Origin of the sequence: Klebsiella oxytoca (assembly GCF_009707385.1) — a bacterium.
GTDB classification, from domain to species: domain Bacteria; phylum Pseudomonadota; class Gammaproteobacteria; order Enterobacterales; family Enterobacteriaceae; genus Klebsiella; species Klebsiella oxytoca_C.
In genome coordinates this window covers 1,878,634-1,891,940 of sequence record NZ_CP046115.1, presented here as the reverse complement: position 1 = coordinate 1,891,940, position 13,307 = coordinate 1,878,634, and the positions used below count along the sequence as shown (strand labels likewise).

Sequence of the window (13,307 nt, the reverse complement as noted above, 5' to 3'; positions counted from 1 at the left end):
CGCGCCCCGCAGGGCGCGGCCTGCATTTTACGAGAACCAGCCGCCGAACCAGCCGTGCAGTTTCATCAGCACGAAATCTATCATCCGGCTGAAGAACCCGCCTTCGTTGACCGCTTCCATAACAATCAGCGGCCGCTGTTCAATGGTTTTATCATTCAGTTTAAAGTCGATGGTGCCCACAACCTGCCCTTTTGTCAGCGGCGCGGTCAGCTGCTTATCGTTCAGGGTGTAGCTGGCCTTGAGGTTTTTCAGCTGGCCTTTCGGCAGCGTGATAGAACCGGCCTCGCCCGCTCCCAGCTTCGCTTCGTTGCTGTCGCCAAACCAGACGCGCTGAGTAATAAAGGTGGCGTCGGGCTTAATTGGCGTGACGGTTTCGTAGAAACGGAAGCCCCAGGTCAGCAGTTTTTCTGATTCATTAAAACGGATACGGTCAGTTTTGGTGCCGAGCACCACGGCAATCAGGCGCATATCGTTTTGCGTCGCGGATGATACCAGGTTGTAGCCCGCGCCTGCCGTTGTCCCGGTTTTCACGCCGTCAGCGTTGAGGTTAGAGCTCCACAGCAGACGGTTGCGGTTCGGCTGACGAATCTTGTTAAAGGTGAACTCTTTTTCTTTATGGATAGCATACTCTTCCGGCACGTCATGGATCATCGCTTTGGTCAGCAACGCCATATCGCGGGCGGTACTGAACTGGCCCGGGGCATCCAGACCGTGCACGGTCATAAAGGTGGTGTTAGTCAGACCCATTTTCTGCGCATAGCCGTTCATCAGGCTGACAAACGCGTCCTGGCTACCCGCTACGTAGTCGGCAATCGCAATGCTGGCATCGTTACCGGACTGAATAATAACGCCTTTATTGAGGTCCTCTACCGATACCTGCATCCCAGGCTTGAGAAACATCACCGAAGAGCCGCGCAGCGCTGGGTTACCGGTTGCCCACGCATCGCGTCCAATGGTAACCATATCGGTGGACTTAATCTTACCAGCCTTTAACGCCTGGCCGACGACATAGCTGGTCATGATCTTGGTCAGGCTCGCCGGATCGAGCTTTTCATCGGCATTGCCTTCGCTGAGCACCTTGCCGCTGGCATAGTCCATCAGGATCCAGGCGCGCGCGTCAATTGATGGCGCATCGGGAAGTTGTTCCGCAGCCTGCACCGCAGGCGCAACGAGAAATAAGAACGCGCAGCCTGCCGCGAGGCCGCGAAGGGATAAAGCATCATGCGTCATAAGAGCCACCCAAGTATCCTTTCCAAACAAAAATATGCCGCTGCACTCTTTCGGCGCCGCAGCAGCCGGTGAGTAAAGCGTACAAATGACCTTAAAGAAACAGCGAGTTGGTAAAGTTTTTAAAGTTTACGCAATAACATCGCCTGCTGCTGCAAACAGAGCAATTTTTTTGATCGCGGTTGCCTAAGCATTAACTTTATTCCAACATGAATGCTCACTACGCTGCAATGGCGGCCAATAAAAAGCAGGAGCGGATATGATTACGTTGTGGGGCAGAAATAACTCAACCAATGTGAAGAAAGTACGCTGGGTACTGGAAGAACTTGACCTACCGTATCAACAAATCCTGGCAGGGCTGGAGTTCGGCCTGAATCACGATGCCGAATATTTAGCCATGAACCCTAATGGGCTGGTGCCGCTGTTAAAGGATACTTCGACCAATATCGTTCTCTGGGAATCAAATACCATTATCCGCTATCTGGCCGCGCAGTACGGCCAGAATCGCCTGTGGGTGGAATCACCCGCCGAACGCGCCCAGGGGGAAAAATGGATGGACTGGGCCAACGGTTCGCTCTCGCCTGCCCATCGGCCGATTTTAATGGGGCTGGTGAGAACGCCGCCTGAAAAACGTGACCCCGCCGCGATTGAAGCCGGTATTGCCGAGTGCGAAACGCTGTTCGCTATTCTGGACGATGAGCTGGCGCAGCATCAATGGCTGTCGGGCGATGCCTTCGGCCTCGGCGACATCGCCGTCGCGCCGTTTATTTACAATCTACTGGAAACCATAAAAACCTGGCAGCCGCGCCCGCATCTGCAGCGGTGGTATCAGCAGATTAACCAGCGTCAGGCCTGGCGTAGCGTGGTGATGATTCCGGTCACCTGACTTTAGCCAGCCGGACTCACCCTGAGCAGTTCGCCGTTGGATTCGTCGGTTAACACATACAGATAACCGTCGGGTCCAACGCGCACATCGCGGATGCGTTTACCGTGCCCAGTCAAAATACGCTCCTGTTCCGTGACGTTATTGCCATCAACCTTCAGTACAATTAGCGACTTATCCTTCAGCGCGCCGATAAACAGCCTGTGCTGCCACTGCGGGAAGGTCTGCGCGCCGTAAAACGCCATCCCGCTCACCGCCGGAGATTTTTCCCAGACAAACAGCGGCGCTTCGGTTCCCTCAACCGTCTTGCCTTTGGCCTCAGGGATCGGTAGTCCGCTATAGTTGATACCGTGCGTTGCCAGCGGCCAGCCGTAATTTTTACCTTTTTGCGGTATGTTGATCTCATCTCCGCCGCGCGGCCCGTGTTCATTCAACCAGAGCGCGTCGCTCCACGGGTTCATCGCCATCCCCTGAGGATTACGAATACCATAGGACCAAATTTCCGGCCTGGCGCCAGACCGTCCTACAAAAGGATTATCGGCGGGGATCTTACCCTCCGCCGTCAAACGCACCACCTTCCCCTGTAGCTTATCGAGATCCTGCGCGGTAGAACGCTGGTTATTCTCCCCAAGGCCAATAAACAGATGGCCGTGGCCGTCGAACACCAGCCGACCGCCGAAATGGTTGCCGGTCGAGAGCTTCGGCTGCTGGCGGAAAACCACCTGGAAATTTTCGAGGCGCTGAAGATCCTCGCTCAACCGGCCATAGCCTACGGCGGTCCCGGCCTTACCGTCATTTCCGCCTTCGGCATAGCTCAGCCAGACCCGTCGCGATTGGGTGAAATCCGGCGCCAGCGCCACGTCAAGCAGACCACCCTGTCCGTTTGCCCACACCTGCGGTACGCCCGAAAGCGCAGGCGAAAGACCTTTATCGCGCCGCCAGAGCTTTAGCTCACCGCCGCGCAGGGTAATCAAAATGCCTCTATCGTCCGGAAGAAAGGCCAGCGCCCACGGATGTTCAAGCTGGTTCTGCAACACCTCCACGCGCTCTTCGGCGGCCAGAGCCGCTGCGGGTAGCAGTAAAGCGGTAAGGGCTATCAGGGTAATGGTCTGGCGCATGGCACACTCCTTTTGTCAGCAATGCGATAAGGGTAGCCAGCGTGGAAGAGCAGAAAGGGATTTTTACATAACATTAATCAGGGGGAGCAAGCTCCCCCTGTCTCAGGCATGAGTAATGGGCGCAGAATCATTCAACTTATGAATATTGAGCGTCAATACTGTCAGGCAGTTTTCCAGCTTATCTACGTTAACAGCAATGTAGGACGGGCAGTCATGGTGCCCACTCATCAGGCATACTGCCGCGGAAGCGATGGCTTCGCCCGCCAGCCGCAGGGCTTCCTTTTCCTCCAGTGCAATAACGTTCTGCAGGCGCGGAGCGCGTTCACGCATTTCATGACACAGTTCAAACAAATTATCACGCAGATGGTCGCTTTCGCTGACTGACATATAGCCTTTCGCTTTACGCAGCTGTAAATAAGCATCAAGGTCAATATTGGCATTAATCAGCTTATCCACAAGGTTACGATAGAGTCTGTCAACGGTCATCACAGGTCCTCCTCTGTCGTCCTTCACCACAATCATAATATGGTCATTTTTTGTACAAAACGATGAGTCAGATCAATAATTCTCAGGTCATTAACATCATTTACAATGTTACAACGATAATCAAAATCCTCATCTGCCAGCCTCCCTTCCTTAAGGCATAAATGTTATACGCTCTCATAAAAAACAACTTTTTATCGACTAAATAAAGTTATTTATTTCAGTGCCGATCACAAATCACCGCAAATCACATTGCCTGATACTGCTGAAAAGCGTCATATCAACTCGAAAAATGTATTACGTATAACATCAAAGAAAAAAAACAAACAGATCGATCCTGTTTGTAACCTTTGTCTCTATCGCTTGAAGGAACAGAAATGATTACGTCCGGCAAAAGAAACTATATCTTGTTGAGTCTTTTCGATTTCCTCTATCTTTTCGCCTGGTCCTCTACCATGGCGTTTTTTGTTATCTGGACAACCCAGCATCTCGGAATCAGCGCCACCAAAACCGGCCTGCTCTATTCGGTCAATGCCTTCATCGCCCTGCTGATGCAGCCATTCTTCGGTTTTATCGCCGATAAATTCGGCCTGAAAAAGCGGCTGATCTGGATCCTGGTGGCCATGCTGCTGCCGGTTGGGCCGTTTTTTATTTATTTGTATGCGCCGCTGCTGGTACACAGCTTCTGGCTGGGGGCGCTGCTTGGCGGGGTATACCTGGGGATGATTTTTAACTCCGGCTGCGGAGTGATTGATTCGTATATTGATAAAATTTCTCGTCGCTACCAGTTCGAATATGGTCGGGTAAGGATGTGGGGTTCATTAGGCTGGGCCGCCGCGGCGTGGATCGTTGGCAAGTATATCGACAGCAACCCCAATCTCGCGTTCTGGCTGGCCAGCTTCGCCATTGTTATCGCGGCTATCTGCTTTATGTTGACCAAAGTCGAACTGACCGAAGCGGAAATACAAAAAACCAGTGCGCTAAAAGTTTCACACGCGCTGGAGCTGGCAAAGAACGGGCAGTTCTGGATGCTGCTGGTGTTTACCCTTTTCGTTACCCAAATCTACGACACCTACGATCAGCAGTTCGCTCAATATTTCTCTCTGCAGTTTGCAAGCCCGGAAGAAGGCAATCGCTGGTATGGCATTCTGGCCTCAATACAGGTTTGCGGCGAGACGCTGTTCTTATGCCTGATGCCGTGGTTTGTGAACCGTACCGGCGCGAAATGGGCGCTGATCATCGCCGGGCTGATCATGTCAGTGCGTATCGTTGGTTCCGCTATTCCGCTCGGTCCGGTGTGGATTGGCGCGGTGAAAATGATGCATGCGCTGGAGAAACCGCTGATTCTGGTGTCGGTGTTTAAATTTATCGCCGCCAACTTTGACCACAAACTGTCATCGACGGTCTATCTGCTGGTGCTGTTTGTCGCCTCCATCGCCACCGCGATTTACTCGCCGCTGGCCGGGTATTTATATGACACCATCGGCTTTGCGCATACTTATTATATTCTGGGCGGCATCGCCGGGCTTTTTACGCTGATCTCGATATTTACGCTGCGCGATAATAGAGAACCCAACGCCCCAGGCGCAGGGGCTACGCAAACGCTGTAATAACGGATGCCCAGGATATCCTCCTGGGCTTTTTCATCATTAAGCATGCCGTTGCTATACTATTTTGCGCAAAGACCTGTAAAATCCCTGCCCTGACCATTCCAATAATTGAACACTTTTTAAGCTATGAGCAATGTCACCCATCAGCCGAAGATCGGCTTTGTCTCTCTGGGCTGCCCGAAAAATCTCGTGGACTCAGAACGTATCCTGACTGAACTGCGTACCGAGGGGTACGATGTGGTTCCCTCCTACGATAACGCCGATATGGTTATCGTTAACACCTGCGGCTTTATCGATAGCGCCGTGCAGGAGTCGCTGGAAGCGATTGGCGAAGCCTTGAAAGAAAACGGTAAAGTGATCGTTACCGGCTGCCTGGGCGCAAAAGAAGATCAGATCCGCGAAGTGCATCCGAAAGTGCTGGAGATTACCGGCCCGCACAGCTATGAGCAGGTGCTGGAACATGTTCATCATTACGCGCCGAAGCCTAAACATAACCCGTTCCTGAGCCTGGTGCCGGAGCAGGGCGTTAAGCTGACGCCGCGTCATTACGCCTACTTAAAAATTTCCGAAGGCTGCAACCATCGCTGCACCTTCTGCATCATCCCGTCAATGCGCGGCGATCTGGTCAGCCGGCCGATTGGCGAAGTGCTGGCGGAAGCCAAACGCCTGGCCGACGCCGGGGTCAAAGAGCTGCTGGTGATTTCGCAGGACACCTCCGCCTACGGCGTTGACGTCAAACACCGCAGCGGTTTCCACAACGGTATGCCGGTAAAAACCAGCATGGTTAGCCTGTGTGAAGAGCTGGCTAAGCTCGGTATCTGGGTTCGTCTGCACTACGTCTATCCGTATCCCCACGTTGATGATGTGATCCCGCTGATGGCGGAAGGCAAAATTCTGCCGTATCTGGATATCCCGCTGCAGCACGCCAGCCCGCGTATTCTCAAGATGATGAAACGCCCGGGTTCCGCCGACCGCCAGCTGGCGCGCATTAAGCAGTGGCGCGAAGTCTGCCCTGACCTCACTCTGCGTTCGACCTTTATCGTCGGCTTCCCGGGTGAAACGGAAGAAGACTTCCAGATGCTGCTCGACTTCCTGAAAGAAGCCCGCCTCGACCGCGTCGGCTGCTTTAAATACAGCCCGGTTGAAGGCGCGACCGCCAACGAGCTGGCGGACCAGGTACCGGAAGAGGTGAAAGAAGAGCGCTGGAACCGCTTCATGCAGCTCCAGCAGCAGATCTCCGCCGAACGCCTGCAGGAGAAAGTAGGCCACGAAATTATGGTGCTGATCGACGAAGTGGATGAAGAAGGGGCAATTGGCCGCAGCATGGCCGATGCACCAGAAATCGACGGCGCGGTGTACCTGAACGGTGAGAGTAAAGTCAAACCGGGCGACGTTGTGCGGGTCAAAGTCGAACACGCTGACGAATACGATCTGTGGGGCAGCCGGGTTTAATCCGGCTCTCTGAACGTATCCCGGATGGCGGCTGCCGCCTTATCCGGGCAACAAAACCGCAGAATATCAACATGCGGAGCGCATTCCCGGGGGCGGTGCTGCGCACCCGGCCGGGAAATCGCGCCTACCCTTTTATCTTCGGATCCAGCGCATCGCGCAGGCCATCGCCCAACAGGTTAAACGCCAGCACCGTCAGGAAAATGGCTATCGCCGGGAACAGCGCCACGTGAGGAGCCATCACCATATCCGCCCGCGCTTCGTTCAGCATCGCCCCCCACTCCGGCGTCGGCGGCTGTGCGCCAAGCCCCAGAAATGACAGGCTGGCAGCGGAGATAATCGATACCCCGATACGCATAGTGAAATAGACCACAATCGACGATACCGTTCCGGGCAGAATGTGGTTAAACAGGATATTGGCATCGCTGGCGCCAATACTGCGCGCCGACTCAATGAATGTCTGCTGCTTAAGCACCAGGGTATTGCCGCGGACCAGGCGGGCAAATGCCGGGATCGAGAAGATTGCCACCGCGATAATCACGTTCGACATCCCGCTTCCCATCACCGCTACCACGGCAATCGCCAGCAGAATACCGGGGAAAGCAAACAGCACATCGCAGATGCGCATAATGATGCGATCCCACCAGCCTTCGTAGTATCCGGCCATCAGACCAAGCACGGTACCCAATGCGGCGCCAATTAATACCGCCAGGACGCCGGCGGCCAGCGAAATCTGCGCCCCCACAAGTACCCGGCTGAAAATATCGCGCCCCAGCGAGTCAACGCCGAACCAGTGCATCATCGACGGGCCTTCATTAAGCCGGTCGTAGTCGAAATAGTTTTCGGCATCAAACGGCGCTATCCAGGGCGCGACAATCGCTACCGCGATTAGCAGCAGAACAAATATTCCCGCTCCCATTGCCACCGGCTGACCGCGAAACCGCCGCCAGAACTCGTGCCATGGCGTACGTATCCGCCCGGGTTTAATCCCCGGCATCGCGTTGATAGCCGCTTCTCTTCTCCAGTTGAGCAATCGCACCTTACTTGTACCTGATAGCCGGGTTAATGGCGGCATACAGCACGTCCACCACTAAATTGATAAGAATAAATTCCAGAGAAAACAGCAGTACTTCCGCCTGAATCACCGGATAGTCGCGCATCTCTACCGAATCCACCAGCAGACGCCCCAGACCCGGCCAGTTAAAGACCTTCTCCACGACGATTGAACCGCCGAGCAAAAAGCCGAACTGCAGCCCCATCATGGTCACCACCGGGATCATCGCATTACGCAGGCCGTGCTTAAGCACCACCAGCGTTTCGCTGACGCCTTTCGCCCGCGCGGTGCGCATGTAGTCTTCATGCAGAACATCCACGAACGATGCCCGGGTAAAGCGCGCCATTACCGCCGCCACCGCCGCGCCCAGAGTCAACGAGGGCAGGATATAGTGCCGCCAGCTGTCGGCGCCCACCGTTGGCAGCCAGCCCAGCTCAACGGAAAAGACCTGCATCAGCAGCATCCCCAGCGCAAAGGCCGGAAATGAAATGCCGGTGACCGCCAGCGCCATTCCAAGACGATCCGGCCAGCGGTTACGCCATACTGCCGCCACGATCCCGGCCGCCATGCCAAATAAAACCGCCCAGCTCATGCTGGCGAGCGTTAACCAGAACGTAGGCATAAAGCGGCTGGCGATTTCGCTACTCACCGGACGGCGCGATGCCATCGAGGTACCAAAATCTCCCTGCAAAATATTGGTAATATAGTGCCAGAACTGCACGTGCAGCGGTTGGTCAAGCCCCAGCTGCTGGCGCACCATCCCTACCACCTGAGCATCGGCTTCCGGCCCGGCAATCAGCCGCGCCGGATCGCCGGGCAGCATATGCACGAACAGAAATACCAGCACCGCCACAATCAGCAGCGTGGGGATTAGCCCCAGCAGGCGTTTAATAACATAATTGAGCATGCTTATCCTTGCGTGAAGTCCCCGTAGCCTGCGCCCGGGGACCCACAGCTATCTACTGAAGATCCGCCTGTTCAAAGCTAAACCCGGTATCCGGCTGGATATAGAATCCGGTCAGATTTTTACTGTGCGCCGAGACCAGCTTTTCCACCACCAGCGGCACCCACGGCGACTCTTTCCAGATAGTATCCTGCGCATCCTTATACAAGCGCGTTTTTTCCTGCGCATCGGTGGTTTTCAGCGCCTCATTCAGATCTTTATCAACCTGAGGATTGCTGTAGAAGGCGGTATTAAACAGGGTCGGCGGCCAGTTTTGCGAGGCAAACAGCGGCGACAGCGCCCAGTCGGCTTCTCCGGTCGAAGCCGACCAGCCGGTATAGAACATACGCACGCCGCTCTCTTTCTGCCCTTTACCTTCGACTTCCGCCGCGCGCTGGCCCGCATCCATTGCCGTCAGCTGCGCCTTAATGCCTACCTGCGCCAGCTGCTGCTGGGTAAACTGCAGCACTTTTTGCGCGGTGCTGTGGTTGTGCGACGACCACAGCGTGGTGTTGAATCCATTTGGATAGCCCGCTTCTTTCAGCAGCTCGCGGGCTTTCGCCGGATCGTACGGCCAGGCGGTATAGCTTTCAGCATAGGCAATAGACGGCGGCACCACCCCGGTCGCCGGCGTGGCATAACCCGCAAAGGCCACCTTCACCAACGCCTGACGGTTGATGGCGTAGTTAATCGCTTCACGCACTTTTGGATTATCAAACGGCTTCTGCGTCACGTTCATGCTGATATAGCGCTGCATAATTGACGGACTGGCCACCAGCTCGAGCTTGCTGTTTTTCTCCAGCACAGGCGCCTGCTCGTAAGGAATCGGGAAAGCAAACTGCGCTTCGCCGGTTTGCAGCATCGCCGCGCGGGTGTTGTTATCCACCACCGGACGCCAGGTAATAGAATCCAGCTTCGGCAGCCCCTGCTGCCAGTACCCGGCGAACTTCTTCACTTTAACAAAGTCGGTCTGATTCCAGGTATCGAGCTGATATGGGCCGGTACCGACCGGATGAAAACCAATCTCTTTCCCGTATTTCTTCAGCGCCGCCGGAGAAATCATCGCCGTCGCCGGATGGGCCAGGATATTGATAAACGCCGAGAAAGGCTGTTTGAGGGTAATTTTCACCGTAGTCGGGTCAACCGCTTCGGTGCTGGCGATATTTTTATACAGGTTATAGCGCTTGAGATGGTTTTCCGGGTTGCTGGCACGATCGAGGTTGGCCTTAACCGCTTCGGCATTAAACTCGGTCCCGTCCTGGAACTTCACCCCCGGCTGCAGCTTAATGGTATACACCAGGCCGTCCGGAGAAACGGTATAGCTTTCCGCCAGAACGTTTTGCAATTTCATATCTTTATCAAGGCCAAACAGCCCCTGATAGAAGGACTTCGCCACCGCCTGCGACAGCGTGTCGTTAGCATCATACGGGTCGAGAGTCGTAAAGTTTGAACCGACCGCCACTACGACATCTTTTGCGGCAAAGACCGGCGTCGTTGCCAGCGCTGAAGCGACGCCCAGCGCCAACAGCCATTTGCCTGAAATGCGTTGAGTCATATTGTTCTCCTGAAATGCTGCATTATTGATGTTGTTGTTATCGTGCCAGAACGTCGGCGGCGGACTCTCTGGCAACAAAGTGCCCCGGCCCCACCTGCTGTAACGGCGTACTTACTCCCTCTTCTCCCCGCTTGAAGATGTTACCCGGCAGCTCGTCGGAGAGCAGCACGCGCTGCGGACGACGATGCGCAGGGTCAGCCACCGGAACGGCGGCCATCAGTTTACGGGTGTAGGGATGCTGCGGATTTTCAAACACGGCGCGACGCGGGCCAATCTCGACAATACGCCCGCGGTACATCACCGCCACGCGATGGCTGATACGCTCAACCACCGCCATGTCATGGGAAATAAACAGAAATGCGATGCCCATCTCACGCTGTAAGTCGAGCATCAGGTTAATTATTTGCGCGCGGATCGACACGTCCAGCGCCGACACCGACTCATCGGCAATCACCACTTTTGGATTGAGCGCCAGCGCGCGGGCGATACAGATCCGCTGCCGCTGGCCGCCGGAAAACTCGTGCGGATAGCGCCACGCGTGCTCCGGCTCCAGTCCGACGCGCTCCAGTAACCAGGCGACCCGCTCACGCGCGGCGTCCCCTTCCAGCAGCCTGTGCACGCGCAGCGGCTCCATAATCGAATAGCCGACCGTTTGCCGTGGGTCGAGGGATGCATAAGGGTCCTGGAAAATAAACTGGATATCACGGCGCAGCGCCTGAAGCTTACTGCCGGTTAGCGCGTCAATGCGCTGACCGTCAAAGGTAATGCTGCCCCCCTGGGTTTCAACCAGACGCAGCAGCGCCCGACCGGTAGTTGATTTTCCGCAGCCGGACTCCCCCACCAGGCTTAGCGTTTCGCCGGGCCATAAATCAAAGCTCACTTTTTCAACCGCGTGCACCTCACGGGTAATGCGGTTGAGAATGCCGCTGCGCAGCGGAAAACGCGCCACCAGATCGCGTACTTTCAGGATTGGTTCCCCGGCAACAACGGTGTTTTGCCCTTCTTCCGACGGGCTCTGGTTTAACAGCGGGAAACGACGCGGCAGAGAAGTGCCGCGCATTGCGCCCAGCCTCGGCACCGCGGCCAGCAGCGCCCTGGTATACGGGTGTTTCGGCGCGCGGAAAATCTCCTCCACGCTGCCGGTTTCCACCGCTTCACCGCGATACATCACCAGCACGCGATCGGCGATATCAGCCACGACGCCCATATCGTGGGTAATAAAGATAACGCCCATCGCCATCTCTTTTTGCAGGACGGCGATAAGCTGTAAAATCTGCGCCTGGATAGTCACGTCCAGCGCGGTCGTAGGTTCATCGGCAATCAGCACCGCCGGGCGACAGGAAAGCGCCATAGCGATCATCACCCGCTGGCGCATCCCGCCGGATAGCTGATGCGGATAGCGCGAGAGCATTGCCTCTGCTTCCGGAATACGCACCTGATCGAGCATTTTTTTGGCTGCGCGCAGGGCCTCATCATGCTTGAGGCCCTGATGCAATCTTATAGATTCGGCAATTTGTTCGCCGATGGTAAATACCGGGTTCAGCGAAGTCATCGGCTCCTGAAAGATCATTGCCATATCCGCGCCGCGCACGCGGCGCATATCGGCGTCAGACTGTTCGCTAAGTTCAATCACCTGCCGGTTGCGGCGGCGTAGCAGCAGGGCATCGCTGCGCACTTCGCTGACCGCCCTATCGAGCAGACGCATCAGCGCCAGCGACGTCACCGACTTCCCCGAGCCGGACTCGCCGACAATCGCCAGCGTCTCACCGCGCCGCAGGGTAAACGACAGGTCGCGGACGGCGGAAAAAGCCTGCTGCTGCTGATTAAACACGACGTTCAGACCGCAAACCTGCAGAACATCATTGGCATCGATTTCTTGACTATGCGGCAACGCCCTTTCCTCTTATTCGCGATAAATACCAATCGTGGGCGTATCACCCGCATAACACCAGGCCCGGTACATGCCTTCGCTATTAAACGGCAGCGCCACGTTGCCTTCTCTGTCGACGGCGATCAGGCCCCCGCTGCCGCCCAGCGCCGGGAGTTTCTCCATCACCACCCTTTCACAGGCTTCCTGCAGGCTGAGCTGGCTATACTCCATTAGCGCCGAAATATCGTAGGCCGCCAGAGTACGTATAAACACTTCGCCGGTGCCGGTACAGGACACGGCGACGCTGGCGTTATTGGCATAGCAGCCCGCCCCCGGCAGCGGGCTGTCGCCGACGCGTCCGGGTAGCTTATTGGTCATCCCGCCAGTGGAGGTCGCCGCGGCGAGGTTACCCGCCAGATCCAGCGCAACCGCGCCGACAGTGCCCATTTTATGCCGCTCATCCAACGGCGAGGGGTGATGGTCGAGCACGATATTACCCTCCTCCTGAGCCTGACGCAGCTGTAGTAAGCGCTCGGGAGTCGAAAACAGGCCGTTATCCACGCGCTCCATACCGCAGGAAGCGGCAAACGCTTCCGCCCCCTCGCCAATCAGCAGCACGTGGGGGCTCTGTTCCAGCACCAGCCGCGCCGCCAGAACCGGATTGCGTAAATGCTTAACGCCGGCCACGGCTCCCGCCTGTAAGCTGTGGCCATCCATAATACAGGCATCGAGTTCATGGCTGGCATCGCGAGTAAATACGGAACCAATACCCGCGTTAAATAACGGGCACTCTTCCAGCTGCCGGACCGCTTCGGTTACCGTATCCAGCGCGCTGGCTCCTGCCGCCAGCATTTTTTGCCCGCTATCGACAATCGCCGATAGCGCCGCCACGTACTCCCGCTCGCGCTCCGGCGTCATCTGCGCGCGGGTAATCGCCCCGGCGCCGCCGTGAATTGCTATTACCGCCTTGCCCATTGCGCCATTCCTTAACGATAAAGTGTATAAATATCATTATCGTGCTGACTGTCCTATACAATTTTTGAATATAGAAAGAGCGGGCGGGGATGTAAAGCTTGTCGCCAGCTGGCATATAGCCCGTCCCTCTTTTCTGCTAT

General features: G+C 55.9%; 11 protein-coding genes. 3 read left to right on the top strand and 8 right to left on the bottom strand.

What is annotated here, in order from left to right; genetic code table 11:
• Positions 1-27 precede the first annotated feature (27 nt).
• On the bottom strand, positions 28-1,230 hold the full coding sequence (dacC, locus tag GJ746_RS08750) for a serine-type D-Ala-D-Ala carboxypeptidase (RefSeq protein ID WP_154682673.1): 1,203 nt from the start codon (positions 1,228-1,230) through the stop codon (positions 28-30).
• Between the two features lie 256 nt (positions 1,231-1,486).
• Here dacC and GJ746_RS08745 point away from each other — a divergent pair, with 256 nt between their 5' ends.
• Entirely contained in the window at positions 1,487-2,113 is a 627-nt protein-coding gene (locus GJ746_RS08745) for a glutathione S-transferase family protein (protein ID WP_154679843.1), read from the top strand.
• Between the two features lie 2 nt (positions 2,114-2,115).
• On the opposite strand, the gene GJ746_RS08740 is transcribed toward GJ746_RS08745, so the two are convergent.
• Both GJ746_RS08740 and bssR read right to left on the bottom strand, forming a co-directional pair.
• Positions 2,116-3,228 carry a PQQ-dependent sugar dehydrogenase gene (locus tag GJ746_RS08740; protein ID WP_154679842.1) on the bottom strand — a complete coding sequence of 371 codons (1,113 nt, stop codon included), beginning with the start codon at positions 3,226-3,228 and terminating at the stop codon, positions 2,116-2,118.
• A 102-nt stretch (positions 3,229-3,330) separates the two neighbouring features.
• The gene (gene bssR, locus GJ746_RS08735; protein WP_154679841.1) at positions 3,331-3,714 is read right to left on the bottom strand and encodes a biofilm formation regulator BssR; all 384 of its coding nucleotides are present in this window, start codon (positions 3,712-3,714) and stop codon (positions 3,331-3,333) included.
• A 377-nt stretch (positions 3,715-4,091) separates the two neighbouring features.
• Here bssR and GJ746_RS08730 point away from each other — a divergent pair, with 377 nt between their 5' ends.
• The gene (locus GJ746_RS08730) at positions 4,092-5,321 is read left to right on the top strand and encodes an oligosaccharide MFS transporter (protein WP_195908850.1); all 1,230 of its coding nucleotides are present in this window, start codon (positions 4,092-4,094) and stop codon (positions 5,319-5,321) included.
• Between the two features lie 126 nt (positions 5,322-5,447).
• On the top strand, positions 5,448-6,773 hold the full coding sequence (gene rimO / locus GJ746_RS08725) for a 30S ribosomal protein S12 methylthiotransferase RimO (RefSeq protein ID WP_154679839.1): 1,326 nt from the start codon (positions 5,448-5,450) through the stop codon (positions 6,771-6,773).
• 124 nt (positions 6,774-6,897) lie between these two features.
• On the opposite strand, the gene gsiD is transcribed toward rimO, so the two are convergent.
• From gsiD to iaaA, 5 genes are read right to left on the bottom strand one after another with little or no spacing between them, the layout of a single operon-like run.
• On the bottom strand, positions 6,898-7,809 hold the full coding sequence (gene gsiD / locus GJ746_RS08720; RefSeq protein WP_154682672.1) for a glutathione ABC transporter permease GsiD: 912 nt from the start codon (positions 7,807-7,809) through the stop codon (positions 6,898-6,900).
• 1 nt (position 7,810) lies between these two features.
• Positions 7,811-8,731 carry a glutathione ABC transporter permease GsiC gene (gene gsiC / locus GJ746_RS08715; RefSeq protein ID WP_154679838.1) on the bottom strand — a complete coding sequence of 307 codons (921 nt, stop codon included), beginning with the start codon at positions 8,729-8,731 and terminating at the stop codon, positions 7,811-7,813.
• Between the two features lie 52 nt (positions 8,732-8,783).
• A complete protein-coding gene (gsiB, locus tag GJ746_RS08710) occupies positions 8,784-10,322 on the bottom strand; it encodes a glutathione ABC transporter substrate-binding protein GsiB (RefSeq protein ID WP_154679837.1) in 1,539 nt (512 codons plus the stop codon).
• Positions 10,323-10,359: 37 nt separating this feature from the next.
• The gene (gsiA, locus tag GJ746_RS08705; protein WP_154679836.1) at positions 10,360-12,213 is read right to left on the bottom strand and encodes a glutathione ABC transporter ATP-binding protein GsiA; all 1,854 of its coding nucleotides are present in this window, start codon (positions 12,211-12,213) and stop codon (positions 10,360-10,362) included.
• Between the two features lie 12 nt (positions 12,214-12,225).
• Positions 12,226-13,167, bottom strand: a complete 942-nt coding sequence (gene iaaA / locus GJ746_RS08700; RefSeq protein WP_154679835.1) for a beta-aspartyl-peptidase — start codon at positions 13,165-13,167, stop codon at positions 12,226-12,228.
• Between the last annotated feature and the right edge of the window lie 140 nt (positions 13,168-13,307).